Source organism: Paludibacterium sp. B53371 (genome assembly GCF_018802765.1).
Taxonomy (GTDB): Bacteria; Pseudomonadota; Gammaproteobacteria; order Burkholderiales; family Chromobacteriaceae; genus Paludibacterium.
In genome coordinates this window covers 1,985,823-2,007,784 of record NZ_CP069163.1, presented here as the reverse complement: position 1 = coordinate 2,007,784, position 21,962 = coordinate 1,985,823, and the positions used below count along the sequence as shown (strand labels likewise).

The window sequence follows — 21,962 nt, the reverse complement described above, 5'->3', positions numbered from 1 at the left end:
ATCGGGGCGGGCTTGAGCGACTTTTTGCCTTTGCTTACAACTGTTTTCCGGAGCGCCAGATCGAGACGATCAGCCACAGGCTGTTGATCAGCGCAATCAGAAAGCCAAACAGCCCGAGGAAAGGGAAGCCGAACAGCCTGGGGCCGGCATTGACTGTCATGACAATCGATGAGCCGATGATCAGGGCACCGGTCACGATCCCCATGGTCAGCCGGTTGGCGCTGCGATCCAGTTGCCGGGCAAAGCTGTCCAGCCGCTTGAGGTCCAGGTTGACGCTGAACTTGCCCTGGCGCATGTCTTTGCCCAGGCGCGCCATGCCGCGTGGCAGTGAAGACAGCATGCCCAGCGTCTCGCCCAGTGTATGCCGACCCCGCTTGAGCAGGCTGGCGGGGTGGTAGCGCGCCCGCGCCAGACGACGCACGAAGGGCGTCAGATGGTCGATCAGCAGGAAATCCGGATCCAGCTGCCTGCCCAGTCCCTCAAGGGTGATCAGCGCCTTGAACAGCATGGCCAGATCTGCCGGCAACAGAATGGAGTGGTTGCGGATCAGGTCCATGATCTCGCCAATGAGCTGGCTGATGCGCAGGTTTTTCAGCGGAACATGCTCGTAGGCGAACACCAGTTCTCCGATGTCGGAAGCAAACTGGGCTTCGTCGATCGGCTTGCTGCCGGTCCACTCGATCAGAACGTCCATCATGGCGCGCTCGTCGTGCTGGGCCAGGGCCAGCAGCAAATCGACAATCTCGTCGCGGCGGGCGTGTGACAGCCGCCCGACCATACCGAAGTCGACAAAGGCGATGCGCGGCCCGGGCTGGAAAATGACATTGCCCGGGTGCGGGTCGGCGTGGAAAAAACCGTTGACCAGAATCATCTTCAGCACCGCATTGGCGCCATGGTGTGCCATCTGTGCCGGCACCAGGCCGGCCGCATCCAGCAGGTCCAGCCGGCTGCCGGGAATCCCTTCGATGAAGTCCTGTACATTCACCATCGGGTTGGTGTACTGCCAGTGGACGCCGGGGACGGTGACGTGAGGATCTTCGGCGAAGTCGCGGGCAAAGCGCTCCATATTGCGGGCTTCTACCGCCAGATCCAGCTCCCGGGTCATGGAGCGGGCAAACTGCCGCACGATCTCCTGTGGCTGGAAACGGCGCGCATCGGCGAACTCGGACTCCAGCACGCTGGCCAGGTGCGCCAGAATGCGCAGGTCGGCCTGCACCTTTTCCACGATGCCAGGGCGGCGCAGCTTGACTGCCACGGTGCGTCCGTCCCTGAGGACGGCGCGATGCACCTGGGCAATCGAGGCCGAGCCGATGGGGCAGGGATCAAAGCTGGAAAACAGTGCATCCGGCGAAGCGCCCAGCGCCGTCTGCAAGAGCTGCGGCAGTTGCCCGGCATCGATCGGGGGCACTTCGTTCTGCAATTTTTCGAATTCGGCGATCCAGTGCGGGGCAAAGACGTCGACACGGGTCGAGAGAATCTGGCCCAGTTTGATGAACGTCGGGCCCAGCTCCTCGAGCGCCTGTCGGACGCGTACCGGTGTCGGTGTGGTCTCGGGATTGTCCGATTTTTTCAGGTGCAGCCATTCGCCCGCCATCTCGACCGCACGCGGCAAGCGCAGACGTTCGGCAAACTCGCCCAACCCATGCCGGATCAGCACGCCGGAGATCTCTTTCAGTCGCGGCAGATCACGCATGGCAACCAGTGTTTCTTTCAACATATTTTAACTGCCTTGAGTAGGGCGGCTTTACACTGCCAGCCCTGTCCGTTAAAGTCCGGCCTATGAAATTGCACCGCCGCATACTCGCCCTCGCGCTGGCTGGCTGGTTGGCCTGCGTCACCGCCGCACCGGACAAGACACCACCGGATAAAGTTACGAAGGACGATAATACCGCAGCCGAGCCTGCGGGGGACCCCATTGGCAATTATGCCTCTTCGCCGACCGATGATGCCGTCGGCGACATGTTGCTGCAGGCGATCAGCCTGATGGGCGTGGCCTATCGCTTTGGCGGTTCCAACCCCAGTACCGGGCTGGATTGCAGTGGCTTTATCCAGTACGTCTTCAAAAAATCCCTCAAGGTCAATCTGCCGCGCACCGCCGCCGGCATGGCGCGGGTCGGACGTTCTGTCAATAAGACGGAACTGATGCCTGGCGATCTGGTCTTCTTCAATACGCGCGGTTTTTCCTATTCGCATGTCGGTATTTATCTCGGCAACGGCAAGTTCATTCATGCCCCGCGAACCGGCAAGACCATCGAGGTGGCACAGCTGAACCAGTCCTACTGGGTGTCGCATTACAACGGGGCCCGTCGTGTGGCCCGAGGCAGTGGCACGGCCGAGGCGGCGGATAACGCCGATGTGCCGGCAGACAGCGCCGATACGCTCGACACCACGCCGGGCAAGCGCGTCAGTTCGGTTTGTGTCAAGGGCAAGAAGTGCCGCACGGTCAGTGCCAAGGCGGCCGCGCCGAAAAAGGGCAAGAAGAAATCCCGCAAGTAGCATGCTTGCTTGCCCATTTGCACGCGTGTCGGGTCTATAATCCCGGATAGTCTGTCGATGCCCGCTTCAGCGGGCATCGTCGTTCAAAATGGATGGAAATCAAGTGCAACTCGAACTCCCGGTCTGGCTTGGTCCGGACGGCAAGCCGGTGGCTTGTGTCGAAAAACTCAAGGTCATGCGTGAAAACCTGGAAGAGCTGGGGCAGATGGCCCAGGACGCCTTCGAGGATGCCGTGCTGATGGGCTGTGATGAAAATCAGGTCCGCGCGGTGCTGGTCAGCATCATGCAGGCATTGAAAAACCCCTATAACCCTTAAGCCGCAAGGATTCCCATGCAACTGCCCTTTGAGGCGATGATTGGTCTGCGCTACCTGCGTGCCAAACGCCGCAATGGCTTCATCTCGTTCATCTCGCTGATTTCGGTGCTGGGCATTGCGCTCGGCGTGGCGGCGCTGATCATCGTGCTGTCGGTGATGAACGGTTTCCAGAAGGAAATTCGCGGCCGCATTCTCGGTGCCGCCGCGCATATCGAAGTCAGTGATTACCAGGGGCATGTGGCCAACTGGCAGGGGCTGCAGCAGTTTCTGCTCAAGCAGCCGCGCGTACAGGCCGCGGCGCCCTTCGTTTCGGCCCAGGGCCTGATGTCCTTCGGCGGTACAGTGCGCGGCGCCATGGTGCGCGGGGTGAGCCCGGCGCTGGAAAGCCATGTGGTGGACATTGGCCGGCACATGGTTGCCGGAAGCATCGATTCGCTCAAGCCTGGCGGCTTCGGCATCGTGATCGGCAACCAGTTGGCGCTGCAGCTCGGCGTCACGCTGGGCGAGAAGGTCACGCTGATCACGCCGGAGGGCAACATCACCCCGGCTGGCATGATGCCGCGCCTCAAGCAATTCACGGTGGTGGGCATTTTCAAGATGAATATGTACGAGCTGGATGCCAGCTTTGCCATGATCGACCTGCAGGATGCCCAGGTACTGTTCCGGCTCGGCAATGACGTGACCGGGGTGCGCCTCAGGCTGGACGATGTGATGGCCGCACCGGCAGTCAAGGCGCAGCTGCAGGGGGTGCTGAACCAGAATGCCATGGTCTCCGACTGGACCGACATGAACTCGAATTATTTCCGCGCCGTGCAGATCGAAAAGCGCATGATGACGATTATCCTGACGCTGATTGTTGCCGTGGCGGCCTTTAATCTGGTTTCGACGCTGGTGATGGTTGTCACTGACAAGCAAGCGGATATCGCCATTCTGCGCACCCTCGGGGCGGCGCCGGGCAGCATCATGTCGATCTTCATGATCCAGGGGGCGGTGGCCGGGGTGCTCGGCACCTTGTCCGGCGTGGTGTTTGGCGTGCTGGGCGCCTGGAATATCGATGCGCTCGTCAGCGTCATCGAACACATTACCGGCAGCAAGCTGCTGTCGCCCGAGGTGTACATGATCGATTATCTGCCGACCGACGTGCAGTGGGCGGATGTCAGCATGATTACCATTGTTTCCCTGCTGCTGGCCCTGTTCGCCACGGTATACCCAAGCTGGCGCGCCTCGCGTACCCAGCCGGCGGAGGCCTTGCGCTATGAATAATCCTGCCGTGATCGAATGCCGCGGACTGGGCAAGTCGTTTTGTGAGGGGCCGCTGGATGTGACCGTGCTGTCCGGCGTGGATCTCACCGTGGGGCAGGGCGAGACCATGGCGATTGTCGGTGCTTCGGGCTCGGGCAAGAGTACCTTGCTGCACCTGCTGGGCGGCCTGGACAAACCGACGACCGGCACGGTATCGGTGCTCGGGCGGCCGCTGGCCGGGATGAACGAGCGCGAGCTGGGTGCCTGGCGCAACGCCAAGCTGGGCTTCGTCTATCAGTTCCACCACCTGCTGCCCGAGTTCTCGGCACTGGAAAACGTCATGATGCCGCTGCTGGTTCGACGCCTGTCGCGTCACGAGGCTGCCGAGCAGGCCGCCACCATGCTGCAGCAGGTTGGCCTCGGACAGCGTCTGGCGCACAAGCCGGGTGAATTGTCCGGCGGCGAACGCCAGCGGGCTGCCATCGCCCGTGCCCTGGTGACCCGTCCGGCCTGTCTGCTGGCCGATGAGCCGACCGGCAATCTGGATCACCATACTGCCAATGTCATATTTGACCTGATGCTTGAATTGAATCAAAGTTTCGGCACCAGCCTGCTGATCGTCACCCATGATCGCGAGCTGGCGGGTCGAACCGACCGGCAATGGCGACTGAGCGATGGCGTGCTGATGCCCGATGCCGCCACCGGAGCCTGACATGATGGGGGGCGTGCTGATGCTGTTCCGACGGGATGAAATGAGTGTCGATGCGCTGATCGACTCGATCCAGACCTGGGCGGGTCTGACCGAGTTCGTGATTGGTGCTGTCTGTCTGCTCGTCGGCTGGTGGCTGAGCCGCCAGGCCTTCCGGCGCTGGTTTTTGCATCATCCTGACCGCTTCGAGCGCTTCCTGCCCTATGCCGGCCTGCGCCTGGTGTTGCCGCTGACCTCCGAACTGCTGCTGCTGTTCAGTGCGGTGGTCTGGGTTGTGGTGCTGCAGCACCGGCCACACGTCCTGCTGGCTTTTGCTGCCATGTTGTTATGGATGGCGATTATCCGCATGTTGACGGCGATCGTGCGCGAGGCTTTGCCCCGTAGCCGCTTCGAGCGACATACCGAGAATTTTATCTCGACGGTGCTGTGGCTGGCCTTTGTCACCTGGGCGATCCAGCTGGATGATTTCGTGCTGGACTGGATGGAGTCGATCTCCTTCCGTATTGGCAAGGTACAGCTTGATTTGTCGATGATCCTCAGCGCCCTGCTGTGGGTGTCGGTGATCATGTTTGCCGCCCTGTGGATCAGTCGTGCGGTGGAAAAGCGGCTGATGCGCCTGACCGAGCTCGACCTCAATCTGCGCATCGTGTTTTCCAAGCTGGCCCGCACCGGCCTGATGATCGCCGCGGTGCTGATCGCCTTGCCGATCGTCGGTATCGACCTGACCGTGCTGTCAGTCTTCGGCGGTGCCCTCGGTGTTGGTCTCGGCTTCGGCTTGCAAAAGATTGCCAGCAGCTATGTTTCAGGCTTTATCATCCTTCTCGACCGCTCGATTCGCATTGGCGACCGCCTGATGGTCGGCGACCGGGTCGGCTACGTGACCAAGATCACTTCGCGCTTTGTGGTGCTCAAGGGTACGGATGGCACCGAGGCGCTGATTCCCAATGACACCATGATTGCCAATACGGTGATCAACCAGTCTTACTCCGACAAGATCATGTGGAGCAGTGTCAAGGTGGATGTCGCCTACGACACCGATCTGGAGCTGGCACTCAGGCTGGTGGAACAGGCCGCACGCCATCCGCGGGTGCAGGCCGAGCCGGGGCCGCGCGGTTTTGTGACCCAGTTCGGCGCCAGTGGAATCACCCTGGAAGTCGGTTTCTGGGTGCTGGATCCGGAAAACGGCTTTCTCGGTCTGAAGTCCGATATCCACATGGCCATCTGGCGTTTGTTCCGCGAACAGGGTGTGACCATGCCGTTCCCGCAGATGGAGGTGGCGGTCAAGTCGCTGCCGGCGGAGAAAGCGCCATGAAGACCTGGAAACAGCCCGAGTCAGTGCTGGTGGTGATTCATACCCTGGCGGGAGAGGTGCTGCTGCTGGAGCGTGCCGACCGGCCTGGCTTCTGGCAGTCCGTCACCGGCAGCCGAGAGGGCGATGAGTCGCTGTTCGAGACGGCCCGGCGCGAGGTGTGCGAGGAAACCGGCCTGCTGGCCGAGGCGCCGGCCCTGAGCGACTGGGGTATCAGCAATACCTACGAAATTTATCCGCACTGGCGTCATCGTTACGCGCCCGGTGTGACGCACAACCGCGAGCAGGTGTTCGGCCTGCAATTGCCAGACCGCCTGCCGGTCCGGCTGGCGCCGGGGGAGCATCTGGCCTGGTGCTGGCTGCCCTGGCAGCAGGCGGCTGAGCGGGTGTTCTCGCCTTCCAATGCCGAGGCGTTGCGGCTGCTGCCCTCGCGCCTGGCGCCGGGGTAGGGGGACCATGCAGCCGCTCAGCGTCGTGACCTTCAACATGCACAAGGGCATGTCGCCGCTGAACCGGCATGTGCGGCTGGAAGACATCGCCAGGGCGCTGGCAGCGCAGGCGCCGGATCTGCTGTTCCTGCAGGAAGTGCAGGGCAAGAACCGCCGTCGCGCCCTGCATCATGCCGACTGGTCGGTGGTGCCGCAGCACCACTTCCTGGCGCGCCGGCTCAATCTGCGTGCCGCCTACGGGCTGAATGCCGCCTATGAGCACGGCCACCATGGCAATGCCGTGCTGACACGTTTTCCCATCGATTCCTGGTGCAATCTGGATATTTCGGTCAACCCGCTGGAAAGTCGCGGTGTGCTGCATTGTCAGCTGCAGCCCGCCGGCTGGCCGACGCCGGTGGTGGCGCTGTGTGCTCATCTGAATCTGCTGGGGCACGACCGGCGTAAGCAATATCACACGCTGGCACGCTATATCCGCGAAAATATTCCTGCGCAGCTGCCATTGATTCTGGCCGGTGACTTCAATGACTGGCGTGGCCAGGCCACGCAATGTCTGCAGCAGGAGGCTGGACTGAGTGAAGTGCATCAAAGTCTTTTTGGTAGCCATGCCCGCAGTTTTCCTGCACGTTTGCCGATGTTGTCGCTGGATCGCATCTATGTGCGTGGTCTGCGTCCGGTGGCCGCAGCCGTGCTGGAGGACCATCCCTGGCCCCACCTTTCTGACCATCTGCCACTGACGGCTTCTTTGTTGCCGATGTTGCTTTAAGAAAAACCTGTTGACACAAACTGAAAATTTCTGTTCAATAAAAAACACAATTTATCGCCGATTTGAACACAGCTTGCGGGCGTAAAACAGCTAAAGCGTGGGTAGCCTTGCGGCTACAGTCCTCTCGCAGCATGAGTGGCATTCCATGTACAGCCCGCCAGCAGTTCCGGCGGGCTTTATGTTTTGGAGTGTTGCCATGATTCAATTGCAGTCGGTGTCCAAGCGTTTCCAGCGCCCCGAGGGGGGCTGGTTTCATGCCGTTGATGACACCACGCTCTCTATCGCCCAGGGCGAGATTTTCGGTTTGATCGGTTTTTCCGGTGCCGGCAAATCGACCCTGTTGCGTCTGATCAATCTGCTGGAGCGCCCGGATAGCGGTGCCGTGATCGTCGATGGTCAGGATCTCACCGCCCTGAGCGCGGCACAGCTGCGTCGTGCGCGCCAGAATATCGGCATGGTGTTTCAGCAATTCAACCTGCTGGCTAATCGCACCGTGGCACAGAATGTGGCCTTCCCGCTGGAGATCGCCGGCTGGCGCAAGGCCGATATCGCCAGCCGCGTGGCCGAATGCCTCGAGGTGGTTCACCTGAGCGATCGCGCCGACCATTATCCGGCGCAGCTGTCGGGTGGCCAGAAGCAGCGTGTCGGGATTGCCCGTGCCCTGGCGCCGCGCCCACACGTCATTCTGGCCGACGAGCCGACCTCGGCCCTCGATCCGAAAACCACCCAGTCCATCCTGTCTTGCCTGCAGGAAATCAATCAGCGCTTTGGTGTCACCGTCGTGGTGGTGACCCATGAAATGGGGGTGGTGCGTTCGATCTGCCACCGTGCGGCGGTACTGAATCAGGGGCAGGTGGTCGAGGTCATGACCATTGACGATGGGGCGGTACAGGCGCAATCCGAACTGGCGCGTTCCCTGCTGGAGGCTGCGTGATGGACATCGCTCAACTGAATGATATTTGGCAGGACCTGAGCCTGATGGGGCCGGAGATCGGCCAGGCGCTGATCGAGACCGCCATGATGCTGGGCCTGGGGCTGGCCGCCGCCATTCTGCTGGGAGGGCCGCTTGGCATTGTGCTCTACCTGACCCGACCCGGGCAGATGTTCGCTCATCGGGGCGTGCATGGCGTGCTGGGCTGGCTGGTGAACCTGGTGCGGTCCTTTCCCTTCATCATTTTGATGGTGTCGCTGGTGCCGCTGACCCGGCTGATTGTCGGCAGCACCATTGGCCCGGTGGCGGCATCGGTGCCGCTGGCCTTTGCCGCTATCCCGTATTTTGCCCGTCTGGTCGAGCAGACCCTGCGCGAAATTCCGCGCGGTGTGATCGAAGCGGCCGAAGCCATGGGGGCCAGTCCCTGGCAGATCATTGCCAAGGTCCTGCTCAACGAAGCGCGCGCCGGGCTGATTTCCAGCCTGACCATCCTGACCATCAGCTTCCTGTCCTATACGGCGGTTGCCGGGGTGGTGGGTGGCGGTGGCATCGGTGACCTGGCTATCCGCTATGGCTACTACCGCTTCCAGACCGATGTGATGGTGGCCATGGTGCTGTTGCTGGTGGCCATCGTGCAGATCATCCAGTTTGTCGGCAATCGTCTGGCCCATCGGCTGGACAAACGCTAACGCTTACCTCAAGTCATGAAACAAGGAGAAATGACAATGCAGAAATGGATCGTGAAATCGCTGGTAGCCTCGCTGGTAGGCTTGTCGCTGAGTGCTTCGGCGCTGGCCGCCGACCCGGCCAAGAAAAATATCGTGATCGGGACCACCGTCGGTGACTTCGGCGACATGGTCAAGCAGCAGATCAAGCCGCTGCTGGAGAAAGAAGGCTACAGCGTGCGCCTGGTGGAATTCACCGACTACGTTCGCCCGAACCTGGCGCTGGCCGAAGGCTCGCTGGACGTTAACGTGTTCCAGCACAAGCCCTATCTGGACAGCTTCGCCGCCGAGCACAAGCTGCAGCTGACGCCGGTGTTCCAGGTGCCGACCGCCCCGCTGGGCCTCTATGCCGGCAAGCTGAAGTCGCTCAAGGACGTCAAGCCGGGCGCCACCGTGGCGGCACCGAACGACCCGAGCAACTTTGCCCGTGTGCTGGTGATGCTCAACGACCTGGGCTGGATCAAGCTCAAGGCCGGCATCAACCCGCTGACCGCCTCGCAACATGACATCGCGGCCAATCCGAAAAACATCAAGCTGCTGCCGCTGGAAGCCGCCCAATTGCCGCGTGCGCGCAGCGATGCTGACTTCGCTGTCATCAACGGCAACTATGCCACCAGCTCCGGCATCAAGCTGACCGAAGCGCTGTATCAGGAAAAGAGCTATGCCTACGTCAACTGGGGGGTGGTGCGCAGTGCCGATGCGGCCAAGCCCTGGGCCAAGGACGTGATTGCTGCCTATAACTCGGCGGAATTCAAGAGCTGGGCCAAGCAGAAATATGCCGGCTACAAGCTGCCGGCCAACTGGAAATAAACCGTTTTTTGCGTCAAGGCGTATTCACGGGGGCTTCGGCCCCCTTTTTTTTGCCCGAAAAAAGCCGCGCACCAGGGTGCGCGGCGAGGGAGAGACGAGGGGGTCAGGCCTTGACCGGCTTCTTCAGCAGCCGCAGCAACAGGGCCGTGACCACGGTGCCGACGATCAGGCACAGGACATAGCTGCCCAGATGGGTGACGGCATTGGGGATGGGCAGAATGAAAATGCCACCGTGCGGGACGCGCTGCTCCACGCCCAGCATCATCGCCAGGGCGCCGGTGAGCGCCGAGCCGCCCATCAGGGCCGGGATGACGCGCAGCGGATCGCGGGCGGCAAAGGGGATGGCCCCTTCGGTGATGAAGGAAATGCCCAGTACGGCAGCTGCCTTGCCGGCCTCGTGTTCATCGCGCGTGAAGCGATCGGCAAAGATCCAGGTGGCCAGGGCAATCCCCAGTGGCGGCGTCATGCCGGCGGCCATCGCGGCGGCCATCGGCGCATAGACCTGACTGGCGATCATCGCGGTACTGAAGGTGTAGGCCGCCTTGTTGACCGGTCCGCCCATATCGAAAGCCATCATGCCGCCGATCAGCGCGCCCAGCAGGATGGCGCTCGAGCCCTGCATGCTCTTGAGCCACTCGGTCAGCCAGGCCAGTGCGCCGGCGACCGGGGTGCCGACGACATAGATCATCAGCAGCCCCACCAGCAGCGAGCCCAGGACCGGCAGAATCAGCACCGGTTTCAGGCTGTCCAGATTGCGGTGCAGCTTGATGTGACGGTTGAGCCAGTCGGTGCCGTAACCGGCGATGAAGCCGGCCACGATGCCGCCCAGAAAGCCCGAACCCAGGCTGCCGGCCAGCATGCCGCCGACCATGCCGGGGGTGATGCCGGGACGATCGGCGATGGAGTAGGCAATGTAGCCGGACAAAATCGGCACCATCAGGGCGAAGGCAGATTTGGCCCCGATCTGGAACAGTGCCCAGGCCAGGGTGCCCTTGTGGCTGTCATCGAAGGCATAGATGCCCCCCAGGGCGAAGGCCAGGGCGATCAGGATGCCGCCGGCCACCACAAATGGCAGCATGAACGATACCCCGGTCATCAGATGTTTGTACGGCCCGCTGCGCTGGGCGCTCAGGTCGGCCTTGGCTGCCATGGTCTGGTCCAGCAGCGAGGCGCTTGGTGTCTGTTCGCGTGCTTCGGCGATGGCGCGTCGAACCAGTTCGGTACCGTCGGCAATGGCCTGCTTGGTGCTGGCGTGCAGGATGCGCTTGCCGCCAAAGCGCGACAGGTCGACCTGGGTGTCGGCGGCGATGATGACCAGGTCGGCTCCGGCAATCTCCTCTGCGCTCAGGGTGTTCTGTGCCCCGACCGAACCCTGGGTCTCCACCTTGATGTGGTGTCCGAGTGCCTTGGCGCCCTGAATCAGCCCTTCGGCCGCCATGAAGGTGTGGGCCACCCCGACCGGGCAGGCGGTGATGCCGACAATCGACAGGCCGGCTGCAGCGCTGCCGGCACCGGCCCCGCCCAGCGCGGCGGCCGGATCGTTCAGCACGGCATCCAGACTTAACTGGCGCTGTGGTTTCTGGGCGAAGCGCGCCTTGTCGGCAGGTTCGCCCACCAGCAGGATCTCGCTGGCCCCGGCTATTTCGGCCGCTGTCAGGGACGGCGTGCCATTGATCTCGATACTCAGCGTCAGGCCGCGCTTTTGCGCCGCCTGCTTGAGCGCTTCACTGGCCAGCAGGGCCTGGGTCAGACGCCCCGGGTCGGTGATGACGACAATCGTGTTGGACATGGTCTGTCTCCTCTGGGTGTTGGCTGCAGGCCGCTCAGGCAGGCAGTCGGGTCAGCTGGACTTCTGCGGCCAGCTTGTCAATGGTGGAACGGTCGGGCAGGTTCGGGCCGAGAAAAGCCAGCTTGCCGGCGGCGAAGGCCATGGCCTGGCGCATGCTGTCTTCCCATGCCAGTCCGGCATGCTGGGCGGCAACCCAGCCGGCCAGCAGTGCATCCCCGGCGCCCACTGTGCTCAGTGGTTTCTGCGGTGCCGAGCGGGCCAGCCACTGGCCGGGCTCGCCGACAAACAGCGCGCCCTGTTCGCCGAGCGAGACGATGACCTGGCGAACGCCCGAACGGTGAATAGACAGCGCCGTGTCCAGGATGTCACGGATTTCCGGCAGGGGGTGGCCTGCCCATTGCGCCAGTTCCTCGCGATTGGGTTTGATGCAGTCGGGCAGGGTGGTGCCGGCCAGTGCCCGGCGCAACGGTTCGCCGCTGGTGTCGAGGATGATGCGGCTCTGATCATCGGCCAGGCGGCTGCACAGTCTGGCGTAGCAGTCATCCGGGATGCCGGTCGGCAGGCTGCCGGACAGAACGATGTAGCGTCCGGGTTCGGCCAGCTCGTCCAGGGTGTCGCGCCAGCGCGCAAACACCGCCGGATCGACCGCTACCCCGGGCAGGTTGATGTCGGTGGTGTTCTGCTCGCTGCTGAGTTTGATGTTGACGCGGGTATGACCCGGCTGCAGGACAAAGCGGTTGCCGATGCCTTTCTGGTGGAACATCTCGGCGAAGGTGTCCGCACTGTCGCGTCCCAGAATGCCGGTGGCGATCACCGGAATATCCCAGTCGGCGAGGCAGCCGGCCACATTGACGCCCTTGCCGCCCGGGTGACTCTGGCTGTCCAGCGCTGCGTTGACTGCCCCGGGGTGGAGTTGCGTCAGGCGTACCGTCTGGTCGATAGCGGGATTCAGCGTCACGGTAATGATCGGGTTGCTCATGCGCTTTCTCCACACAGGCGGCGTACGTCAGCGGCGTTGTCGCAGGCCAGGGCGCGCTCGGCCAGTGCCTGCAGCCCATCCTTGCGACTGGCGCGCAGTCGTGCCTTCACTGCCGGGATGTCGCTCGGGCTCATCGACAGTTTGTCGACCCCGAGGCCGGCCAGGATGGTCGCACCATCCGGGTCACCGGCCAGGCCGCCGCAGACGCTGACATCAATGCCATTGCTGTGGGCGCCTTCCACCGTCTGACGAATCAGGCGCAGCACGGCCGGATGCAGGGCGTCCGCCTGGGCGGCCAGCTGCGGATGCTGACGGTCCATGGCCAGCACATACTGCGTCAGGTCATTGGTGCCGATGGAGAAGAAGTCGGCATGCAGTGCCAGCTTGTCGGCCAGTACTGCCGCTGCCGGCACTTCGATCATGATGCCCAGCGGGATGGTTGGAGCCTGCAGCGACTGGCGGATCGCTTCGCAGCGCTGCCGCAACTGCTGCAGCTCGGCGACGCTGGTGATCATCGGGAACATCACGGACAGCGGCCCATGAATCGCGGCCCGATACAGCGCCCGCATCTGGGTATCCAGCAGGTCGGGGCGCTGCAGCAGCAGCCGGGCGCCACGTACGCCGAGGAAAGGATTGTCCTCGGCCGGCAGGGTCAGCCAGGGGGCCTGCTTGTCGCCACCGATGTCCAGCGTGCGGACCACCAGCGGTTTGCCATCCAGTGCGCTGAGCATGGCGCGGTAAGCCTGGTATTGCTCCTCTTCTTCCGGCGCATGGTCGCGCTCGACGAACAGCAGTTCGGTGCGCATCAGGCCAACGCCTTCGGCGCCGGACTGCAGGGCGCCGGCGGCCTGATCGTCCCGGTTGATATTGGCCTGGATGCCGAGGCGATGGCCATCCAGTGTCTGGGCCGGTAAACCGGCGCTCTGCTGTGCCGACTGCAAGGCCTGGCGCTGGCGCGCCATGCTCTCCTGCGCCTGCTGCAGTGCCTGTTTGCCCGGGTTGAGGTAGAGCGCTCCCTGCTGACCATCGAGAATCACCTGGGTGCCATCGGCGATCTGCAGCAAGTCATCGCCGGCGCCGACCAGGGCCGGCAGGCCAAGCGTGCGGGCCAGAATCGCGGTGTGCGAGGTCGGGCCGCCCCGGGCGGTACACAGACCGAGAATATTGGCGGGGTCCAGGCGCGCCGTGTCCGAGGGCGCCAGGTCCTCGGCCAGCAAAATGACCTTCTCCGCAGGATCCAGCCGGTGTCCGCTTGTCTGGCCGGGCAGCAGCAGATCCAGGACTGACCGTCCGGCATCGCGCAGGTCGGCGGCCCGCGCCGCCAGCAGGGGGTTGGGGTTGTCCTGCAGGCGGCTGGCGCTTTCCTCCACGGCTTGTTGCCAGGACCAGGCGACCCCATGACCGGCAGCCATCAGGCGGCAGCAGTGCCCGATCAGCTCGCCGTCACTGAGCAAGGTGTTTTGGGCGTGGAAGATCTGTGCGGCCTCGGCGCCGAGTCGGGCCTGTGTGTCGTCTGCCAGTGTCTGCAGTGCCTGGCGTGCCTGCTGCAGGGCATCCTCCAGGCGTTGTCCCCCTTCGGCCAGCGAGCCCGGCACGTCCTCGACCTGATGCTGGCGGGTTTGCCAGCGCCGGGTGATGCCGATGGCCAGCCCGGGGCTGGCGCCGATGCCTTGCAGGCTGTCTAGTCCCGCCTCGGGCGTGAAGAGTGGCGAGGCCGCCGCCCGCGCCTTGGCTTTGGCCAGCTCGGCGGAGGCTTTCTCGCTCTGACTCAGTGACTGCATGCAGGCAAACAAGCCATCCAGCGCCTGTTCGGCATCGCTGCCGTCAGCCGACAGCGTCAGGATATCTCCCTGCTGCAGACCGAGCTGAAGCAGGCCGACCAGATGCCGGGCGTCGGCCACTTCGTGGCCGTGGCGGATCTGCAGTCTTGCGGCATACTGCTTGGCGGTATTGACCCAGACGCTGGCCGGGCGCGCATGCAGCCCGTTCGGGTAGTCCAGTTGCCAGGTCTGGCGCCAGGGCAGGTCATGGGCCGGCTCCGGGGCGGGCTGGCTGACGCCCGGCGAGGCATTCAGCGCCTGCAGGATCTGCTCGGCATCACCGGTATGAAACAACTGCTGCATCAGGGCTTCATCCTGCATCATGCGTGTCAGTCGGCGCAGGATGGCGAGGTGCTCGTCGGAGCGCGCGGCAATCCCTACCACCAGATGAACGGTTTCTCCCGGGTTCCAGGTCAGTCCCGCCGGGCTTTGCAAGACCACAATGCCAGTTTGTCTGATCAGCGAGCGGTCCTCGGGCATGCCGTGCGGAATCGCCACGCCATGGCCGAGAAAAGTGTTGGAAACGTTTTCACGTTTAAGCAAGCTTGTGCCATATTCGATCGGTGCGATGTCACAGGCTGCCATCAGCGCTGCAATCTGCTCTATAGCCTCGTCTTTGCTGGAAGCATCAGAAGATAAAAGAATATTTTTACTTTGCAGTATGGTTTCGTTCATGGCGAGGCTACCGTTTGAGAAGATCTGCTATGATTGAAAACGATTACATCATAAAAGTCAATTTGCCGTGGATACCCTCTGGTTGATTCATGACTTTTTGTGGCGGGAAACGGGGGGGGCATGCTGGCCGGCAGCCCGGGACGCCGGCCGTTTGCCGGTCTGGTCCTTAAGTAATTGGCCGAGGCAGGGCACAATGGTGCCTGCAAGATCATTTTTTACAAGCGGGGTAGGTTCATGGGGGCAAAGATCAAGGATGTCGCTGCACTGGCCGGGGTGTCGGTCGCGACCGTTTCGCGCGTGCTGAGCAACGGGCCGGTGAGTGCGGCGCTGCGTCAGCAGGTGGAGGCGGCCGTGCAGCAACTCGGCTACCGTCCCAATCTGTCGGCCCGGCGCCTGCGTTCGCAGCATAGTCAGACCATCGGCCTGATCGTGGCGGATATCCGCAATCCTTTTTTCACCGCGGTCAGCCGGGCGGTCGAAGATGTGGCGTATCAGGCCGGCATGCGGGTCATTCTGTGCAATGCTGATGAAAACCCCGACAAAGAAGCCATGTATCTGCGCCTGATGCAGGAGGAACGGGTATGCGGCGTGATTTTTTCTCCGACCAGTGTGACGGCGCGGCGCTTTCGTCCCGAGCGCTTCGAATTTCCCGTGGTGATGATTGACCGTGCCGCTCCCCCGGGCACCACCGATACCGTGGTACTCGACAACCGCCTGGCGGCCAGCCATCTGACCGAGCACCTGCTGGCACAAGGTTACCGCCGCATCAGCGGGCTGTTCGGCAATATCAGTGCCACCGGCAAGGAGCGTGCTGCCGGGTACTGCGCGGCGCTGGAGGCGCACGGACTCAAACCGGACGCCCGCTTCATCGCACCAGGCAGCGACCCTGCCGCACGGGCCGTGCAGCAGCTGTTGCAAGCGCCAGAGCGCCCCGATGCCCTGATTGCCAGCAATGGCCTGCTCTTGCTGGGCGCCATGCAGGCCGTGCACGCCGCCGGCTTGAAAATGCCCCAGCAAATCGGCCTGGCCGGCTTCGATAACGATCTCTGGACCGGCCTGGTGGACGATGGCCTGACCGTCATCGAACAGCCGGTGGCCGATATCGGCACCATGGCCATGGACATGCTGCTGTCGCGGCTGCAAAACCCGGCACTGTCACCCCGTCAGCTGGTCCTGCACGGCAAGCTGCTGGCCCGCGGTTCGACGCGTCTGCAGTCTGCCTGAAGGTCTGTCCGGGGCGGCCATCGCGCATTCGGGACGAATAGCGCTTGTCTTCGCCTGCCGGGCAGGGCAAGCTGACAGGGTCATCGTCTCAATGAAGATGTCATGAAAGCCAAGTCCCCATCCGGTGTACTGCTGGTGCATTGCCAGTCCCTGCATCAGGCGGCCCTGCTGGCGTGCCGGCAACTCAGGCAACCCGCCCTGGCCGCCGATGCCCTCTATCAGCTACGCCTGACCCTGCGTATTTTCCGTATTCTGCTGCCCCTGGTACGCAAGGATCCTGCCTGCCAGACGCTGTCGGTTACGCTGGACCTGTGTTACCGCGCCACCTCACGTCTGCGTGACCGCCAGGTGGGGATTGGTCTGATCCGGCTGCTGGAGGCGCGCTGGCCGCGCAATCGCCGCCGGCCATCGACCGCGCTGGCGCAGGCGCTGCGCCAGCAATATGCCCAGTTCGCCCGCGAGATGGCGGTGCTGGGGCTGGAGCCCGCGCTGGGACAGATGCTTGAGGCCGTCGAGCGGCTGGAACAACGCCTGCCGGCCAAAAAACTGCGGCGACGCGCCAGCCGTCACGCCGACGACCTGGCCGCACAGCTCGGGCGGCGCATGCAGCAGGCTCTCAGGCGACAACGTGCGCGCGACTGGCACCGCCTGCGCCTGGCAATCAAGCATTATCGTTTCTGGGTGCTGGCGCTGGCCGATCAGTTGCCCGATGTCCACGCGCGGCAGGTGCGCGAGCTCAAGTCGCTGCAGGTGGCATTGGGCGACTGTCATGACTGGGACGTCCTGTTGCACTGGCTGCCCGAGGTGCCTGATGCGCCGCTGGCGGCGTGGGAGCCGGTGATCGCACAATTCCAACAGGTGGACATGCAGCGTGCCATGACCTTGCTGCAACCCTTGCTGCGTCGTCATGGTTTGGTGGATATTCCCGATGGTATAAGCTGAAATCAGAAGCTACTCAATTGAGGTGACGCATGCTGCATACCAAATTGCGCGCGGTGTCCGAGGCGCAGACACGACTGGAATCGCTGCGGCGCATGCTGACGCTGGGAGCGCCGGCTGAGCATGAGTATCTGCGTGTCACGCGGCTGGCGCAGAAACTGTTCCAGGTGCCGATCACCTTTGTCTCCGTGCTGGACGGGCAGAATCAGTACATGATGTCGCCGCTGGGCCTGGCTCCGGTGGCGGTGCCCTGCGAGCAATCCCTTTGTCAGCACGTGGTCAAGGCCAAGCAGCGTATCGTCTGTGAGGATGCGAGTCAGGATGAGCGTTTTGCCCATGTTCCGGCGGTGACCGGGGCACCGGGTATTCGCTTTTATGCGGCGCAGCCGATTCACAATGCCGAAGGCCATGTCATCGGCGCTCTATGCATTGCCGATACCCGGCCGCGCAGTATCAGCGAAGCCGAGTTGCAGGGGCTGGAAGATCTGGGCTATCTGCTGGAAGCCACCATTGCCCTGCGTTATCTGAGTTTCTCCCATGAGCGCGCGCTGGTGTTTGCCAGTGCCGTCGGGCGCGAGGCCATCACCGATGAGCTGACCTCGGTGTTCAATCGCCGCGGCATCATCGACATGGCCAATCATGCCTATGCGCGTTGTATTCACGAGCATCGCGGTTTCTCTCTGGCTCTGGTCGATCTGGATCATTTCAAGGCCATCAACGACGAGTTCGGCCATCTGGTTGGCGATGAGGTGCTGAAAGAGGCGGCGCACCGTATCCAGCGCACGCTGCGCGGTGGCGATATCGTCGGCCGCTGGGGCGGTGAGGAGTTTCTGGTGGTGTTGCCGGGTTCCAGTCCTTCGGTGCTGCAGGATGTCGGCAACAAGCTGGTCCAGGTGATCAGCGGGCCGGTGATTGTCGGGGAAAGCAAGGTGCAATTGTCGGCCAGCGTCGGACTGGTGGGCGTCGGGACGGCCCGCGAGGTCTTCGACGAGGTGACCTGGCTGGAGGCGGCCGATCAGGCGCTGTATATGGCCAAGGAACGCGGCCGGGCGCAGGCGGTGGTTTATCCGAGTGCGCCGGGGTGATCAGGGTGATTTGTCTTGTCCGCTAGCGCGGACGATGTTTTGACGCAGTGACCCCGCTGCACCGGGGCAGGGGCGGTGTCCCGCCACCGCCCCTTGCATCGCCAGGCGGCCCCCGAGCGGGGAAACGCGTCACAACGGGGGGCGTGCCGGGGTTGGCAGCAGAGGTCTAGGCGTGGAGGTTTTCATTTGAACAAAACGGCAAGGGCGTGCCCTTGCCGTTTTTTGTGCCATTGGCCCCATGGCCTGCCGGGCTTACCAGATGATCTTCACCGCCTTGTCGCCCAGCCAGTCCTTCAGGCTGCCGATCAGGCCGTCATCCAGCCGAACTCCCCAGTGCTTGGGCAGCATCAGCTCGCCGCGGGCCTGACCATTGTCGTACACCACCCGTACCGGGCAACCGGCCTCTTCGCTGCGGTAGGGGGTCAGCAGACCGGCGAAGCGGGCGGTGTCGGCATTGGTCTGTGACATCTGTACCTGCAGGCTGCGGGCATACAGACTGCGTGCCTCGCCCAGTTCGTAGATCTTGTCGGCGGTGATGCGCAGACCGCCGGAAAAATCATCGTTGCTGACCTTGCCCTCGATCACCAGCACCTGGTCTTCCCGCAGGCGGGTGCGGTTGGCGTCGAAGGTTTCCGAGAATACGCTGACTTCCAGCTTGGTACTCATGTCATCGAGCTGGATGAAGGCCATCTTGCCGCGGTTGCCGACCTTGGTGCGGATGCCGGTGACAAAGCCCGCCAGCAGTTGCGGCTCCTTGCGCGGGCTGATGCGGGCCAGCGGTGTCTTGATGAAGCCTCGCACCTCACGCTCGTAGGCGGCGAAAGGATGGCCGGAGAGGTAGAAGCCGATGGCGGTTTTTTCTTCCGCCAGCTGGGTGATCTGATCCCAGGGGCGGACATCGCGCATTTCCAGCGGCGGAGCGACATCATCACCGAACATGTCGAACAGGCCGCCCTGGTTGGCATTGGCAGCTTCCTGCTCGGCCGATTCCATGCACAAACCGACGTTGGCCAGCAGGCGGGCGCGGTTGCTGTCGATGGCGTCAAAGGCGCCGCCACGAATCAGCGCCTCGATCACCCGCTTGTTGACCAGCTTCTTGTCGGTGCGGCGGCAGAAGTCAAACAGATCCTTGAACGGACCGCTCTCCTGGCGTACCTGGATGATGTGTTCGACCGCCGACTCGCCGCTGCCCTTGATGGCGCCCAGCGCATAGCGGATGTGCTTGCGATCCACCGGCACGAAGCGATAGAACGACTCATTGACGTCCGGCGGCAGGAACTTGAGCTGGTTGGCGATCGAGTCGTCGTAAAACACTTTCAGCTGATCGGTGTTGTCCAGTTCCGACGACATGGTGGCTGCCATGAAGGCAGCCGTGTGATGGGCCTTGAGCCAGGCGGTCTGATAGGCCACCACGGCGTAGGCTGCCGTATGCGACTTGTTGAAACCGTACTCGGCAAACTTGGCCATCAGGTCGAACAGATGGCGCGCCAGCTCCTCCGGGTAGCCCTTTTTCTGCGCGCCCTCGGTGAAGATGCCGCGGTGCTTGTCCATCTCCTCGGCTTTTTTCTTGCCCATCGCCCGGCGCAGCATGTCGGCACCACCGAGCGTATAGCCGCCGATGATCTGCGAGATCTGCATCACCTGTTCCTGGTACACGATCACGCCATAGGTCGGTTCCAGGCAGGCCGTCAGGTCGGGGTGGAAATAGTCGACTTCCTGCTTGCCGGCCTTGCGCAGGATGAAGTCGTCCACCATGCCCGAGCCAAGCGGGCCCGGACGGTAGAGTGCCAGCACGGCGATGATGTCTTCGAAACGGTCAGGTTTGAGCTTTTCCAGCAGCCGCTTCATGCCGTCCGATTCCAGCTGGAACACCGCGGTGGTATTGGCCTTCTGCAGCACGCGGTAAGCGTCCGGGTCGGTGAACTCCAGGTGATTCAGATCGGTGGTGAAGGAGGGGTCAAGGTCCTTGATGTAACGCACCGCCAAATCAATGATGGTCAGGTTGCGCAGACCCAGAAAGTCGAACTTCACCAGGCCGATCTGCTCGACGTCGTCCTTGTCCAGCATGGATACCGGCACGGCTTCTTCGCCGCTGGCCTGGAACAGTGGGCAGAAGTCGGTCAGCTTGCCCGGGGCGATCAGGACGCCACCGGCGTGCATGCCAATGTTGCGCGTCAGGCCTTCCAGCTTCTTGGCCAGCTCCCACAGCTGGCGCAATTCTTCTTCGTTTTCCAGCCGCTCTTTGAGCACCGGCTCCATTTCGACTGCGTCATCCAGGCTGTACTGCTTGCCCGGCGCGGCCGGAATCAGCTTGGAGACCTGGTCACAGAAGGTGTAGGGCAGGTCGAGTACCCGGCCAACGTCACGCACCACGGCCTTGGCGGCCATGGTGCCGAAGGTGGCGATCTGGCTGACGGCTTCGGCGCCGTAGGCCTGGCGCACATACTCGATCACGCGGTAGCGGTTGTCCTGGCAGAAGTCGACGTCGAAGTCAGGCATCGACACCCGTTCCGGGTTGAGGAAGCGCTCGAACAGCAGCGCATACTCCAGCGGGTCGAGGTCGGTAATGCCCAGCGCGTAGGCGACCAGCGAACCGGCACCGGAGCCCCGGCCCGGTCCGACCGGGCAACCATTGTGCTTGGCCCAGTTGATGAAGTCCGCCACGATCAGGAAGTAGCCCGGGAAACCCATCTGTACGATGGTGTCGATTTCGAACTTCAGCCGGTCCTCATAGCGCGGACGCTGGCGTTCACGTTCGATTTCATCCGGATACAGCCCGGCCAGCCGTTGCTCCAGCCCCTCGCGCGTGCGTGCCAGCAGGTAGTCATCCAGTGTCATGCCGTCCGGCGTCGGGAAATCCGGCAGGTAGTTCTTGCCCAGCTGTACCGTCAGGTTGCAGCGCTTGGCGATCTCGACCGTGTTTTCCAGCGCTTCGGGGATGTCGTGGAAGCGCTCCAGCATCTGCTCGGTCGACAGGAAATACTGACACTCACTGAAGTGTTTCGGCCGGCGCTTGTCCGACAGGGTGTAACCCTCGGCAATGCATACCCGGGCCTCGTGCGCCTTGAAATCGTCCGGATCCATGAACTGGATCGGGTGGGTGGCGACCACCGGCAGGCCGGTTTCGCCGGCCAGCCACAAGGTCTGCTGCAGGACCGACTCGATCTGCGGGTTGTCCAGCCGCTGCAGTTCCAGATAGAAACTGCCGGGGAAGATCTCGGCCCAGTGGCGCGCACGGCGCAGGGCCTCGTCACGCTGACCGATCGACAGTGCCATGCCGACATCGCCCAAGTGGGCGCCGGACAGGCAGATCAGCCCGCTGTTGTCGCCCCCTTCGAGTTGCGCACGACTGATTTCGGCGCGGCCCCGATGCTGGTTGTGCGTGAAGGCTTCGGTCAGCAGCTCGCACAGGCGGCCATAACCGGCACGGTTCTTGGCCGTCAGCATCATGCGGTAGGGTTTTTCGGCATCGTCGGGGTTTTCCAGCCAGATATCGCAGGAGACGATCGGCTTCAGACCCTTGCCGCGGCAAGCTTTGTAAAACTTCACCATACCGAAGATGTTCATCAGGTCCGACATGCCGATGGCCGGCATATTGTCCTGCTGAGCACGTTTCACCGCATCGTCCAGGCGCACGATGCCGTCGGTGATGGAGAACTCCGAATGGAGTCGCAGATGAATGAATCGGGTTGCGTTCATGC

General features: G+C 62.8%; 18 protein-coding genes. 13 read left to right on the top strand and 5 right to left on the bottom strand.

Annotation, left to right across the window (positions count from 1 at the left end):
- Positions 1–34: 34 nt before the first annotated feature.
- A complete protein-coding gene (locus JNO51_RS09690) occupies positions 35–1,717 on the bottom strand; it encodes an AarF/ABC1/UbiB kinase family protein (protein ID WP_215776501.1) in 1,683 nt (560 codons plus the stop codon).
- 62 nt (positions 1,718–1,779) lie between these two features.
- Here JNO51_RS09690 and JNO51_RS09685 point away from each other — a divergent pair, with 62 nt between their 5' ends.
- From JNO51_RS09685 to JNO51_RS09640, 10 genes are all read left to right on the top strand, one after another.
- Positions 1,780–2,496, top strand: coding sequence for a C40 family peptidase (locus tag JNO51_RS09685; RefSeq protein ID WP_215776499.1), 717 nt, complete (start codon positions 1,780–1,782; stop codon positions 2,494–2,496).
- A gap of 103 nt (positions 2,497–2,599) precedes the next feature.
- The gene (locus JNO51_RS09680) at positions 2,600–2,812 is read left to right on the top strand and encodes a hypothetical protein (RefSeq protein ID WP_252346049.1); all 213 of its coding nucleotides are present in this window, start codon (positions 2,600–2,602) and stop codon (positions 2,810–2,812) included.
- Between the two features lie 15 nt (positions 2,813–2,827).
- Entirely contained in the window at positions 2,828–4,075 is a 1,248-nt protein-coding gene (locus JNO51_RS09675; protein WP_215776495.1) for a lipoprotein-releasing ABC transporter permease subunit, read from the top strand.
- Entirely contained in the window at positions 4,068–4,766 is a 699-nt protein-coding gene (gene lolD / locus JNO51_RS09670; RefSeq protein ID WP_215776493.1) for a lipoprotein-releasing ABC transporter ATP-binding protein LolD, read from the top strand. Before JNO51_RS09675 ends, lolD begins: the two co-directional genes overlap by 8 nt.
- Before the next feature lies 1 nt (position 4,767).
- Positions 4,768–6,075 carry a mechanosensitive ion channel family protein gene (locus tag JNO51_RS09665; RefSeq protein ID WP_252346048.1) on the top strand — a complete coding sequence of 436 codons (1,308 nt, stop codon included), beginning with the start codon at positions 4,768–4,770 and terminating at the stop codon, positions 6,073–6,075.
- Entirely contained in the window at positions 6,072–6,521 is a 450-nt protein-coding gene (nudB, locus tag JNO51_RS09660) for a dihydroneopterin triphosphate diphosphatase (RefSeq protein WP_215776490.1), read from the top strand. Before JNO51_RS09665 ends, nudB begins: the two co-directional genes overlap by 4 nt.
- Positions 6,522–6,528: 7 nt before the next feature.
- Complete coding sequence (locus tag JNO51_RS09655) at positions 6,529–7,284, top strand: endonuclease/exonuclease/phosphatase family protein (protein WP_215776488.1); 756 nt, start codon at positions 6,529–6,531, stop codon at positions 7,282–7,284.
- A gap of 196 nt (positions 7,285–7,480) precedes the next feature.
- Positions 7,481–8,218, top strand: coding sequence for a methionine ABC transporter ATP-binding protein (locus JNO51_RS09650; protein WP_215776486.1), 738 nt, complete (start codon positions 7,481–7,483; stop codon positions 8,216–8,218).
- A complete protein-coding gene (locus JNO51_RS09645; RefSeq protein ID WP_215776484.1) occupies positions 8,218–8,904 on the top strand; it encodes a methionine ABC transporter permease in 687 nt (228 codons plus the stop codon). The genes JNO51_RS09650 and JNO51_RS09645 overlap by 1 nt, the downstream gene beginning before the upstream one ends.
- A gap of 36 nt (positions 8,905–8,940) precedes the next feature.
- Positions 8,941–9,750: a MetQ/NlpA family ABC transporter substrate-binding protein gene (locus JNO51_RS09640; protein ID WP_215776482.1), complete on the top strand. Its 810-nt coding sequence runs from the start codon at positions 8,941–8,943 to the stop codon at positions 9,748–9,750.
- Between the two features lie 103 nt (positions 9,751–9,853).
- On the opposite strand, the gene JNO51_RS09635 is transcribed toward JNO51_RS09640, so the two are convergent.
- The 3 genes from JNO51_RS09635 to ptsP are packed head-to-tail and all read right to left on the bottom strand — an operon-like array spanning position 9,854 to position 15,013.
- Entirely contained in the window at positions 9,854–11,539 is a 1,686-nt protein-coding gene (locus JNO51_RS09635; protein WP_215776480.1) for a PTS fructose transporter subunit IIC, read from the bottom strand.
- Positions 11,540–11,573: 34 nt separating this feature from the next.
- Positions 11,574–12,518 (bottom strand): 1-phosphofructokinase, encoded by a 945-nt coding sequence (gene pfkB / locus JNO51_RS09630; RefSeq protein ID WP_215776477.1) that lies wholly within the window; start codon positions 12,516–12,518, stop codon positions 11,574–11,576.
- Complete coding sequence (ptsP, locus tag JNO51_RS09625; protein WP_215776474.1) at positions 12,515–15,013, bottom strand: phosphoenolpyruvate--protein phosphotransferase; 2,499 nt, start codon at positions 15,011–15,013, stop codon at positions 12,515–12,517. Before ptsP ends, pfkB begins: the two co-directional genes overlap by 4 nt.
- A gap of 234 nt (positions 15,014–15,247) precedes the next feature.
- Between ptsP and JNO51_RS09620 the strand changes: the two genes are divergently transcribed.
- From JNO51_RS09620 to JNO51_RS09610, 3 genes are all read left to right on the top strand, one after another.
- Positions 15,248–16,237, top strand: a complete 990-nt coding sequence (locus tag JNO51_RS09620) for a LacI family DNA-binding transcriptional regulator (RefSeq protein ID WP_215776472.1) — start codon at positions 15,248–15,250, stop codon at positions 16,235–16,237.
- 102 nt (positions 16,238–16,339) lie between these two features.
- Entirely contained in the window at positions 16,340–17,179 is an 840-nt protein-coding gene (locus JNO51_RS09615; RefSeq protein WP_215776470.1) for a CHAD domain-containing protein, read from the top strand.
- A gap of 29 nt (positions 17,180–17,208) precedes the next feature.
- The gene (locus JNO51_RS09610; RefSeq protein WP_215776468.1) at positions 17,209–18,261 is read left to right on the top strand and encodes a sensor domain-containing diguanylate cyclase; all 1,053 of its coding nucleotides are present in this window, start codon (positions 17,209–17,211) and stop codon (positions 18,259–18,261) included.
- 252 nt (positions 18,262–18,513) lie between these two features.
- On the opposite strand, the gene dnaE is transcribed toward JNO51_RS09610, so the two are convergent.
- On the bottom strand, positions 18,514–21,960 hold the full coding sequence (gene dnaE / locus JNO51_RS09605; protein WP_215776466.1) for a DNA polymerase III subunit alpha: 3,447 nt from the start codon (positions 21,958–21,960) through the stop codon (positions 18,514–18,516).
- Positions 21,961–21,962: the final 2 nt, after the last annotated feature.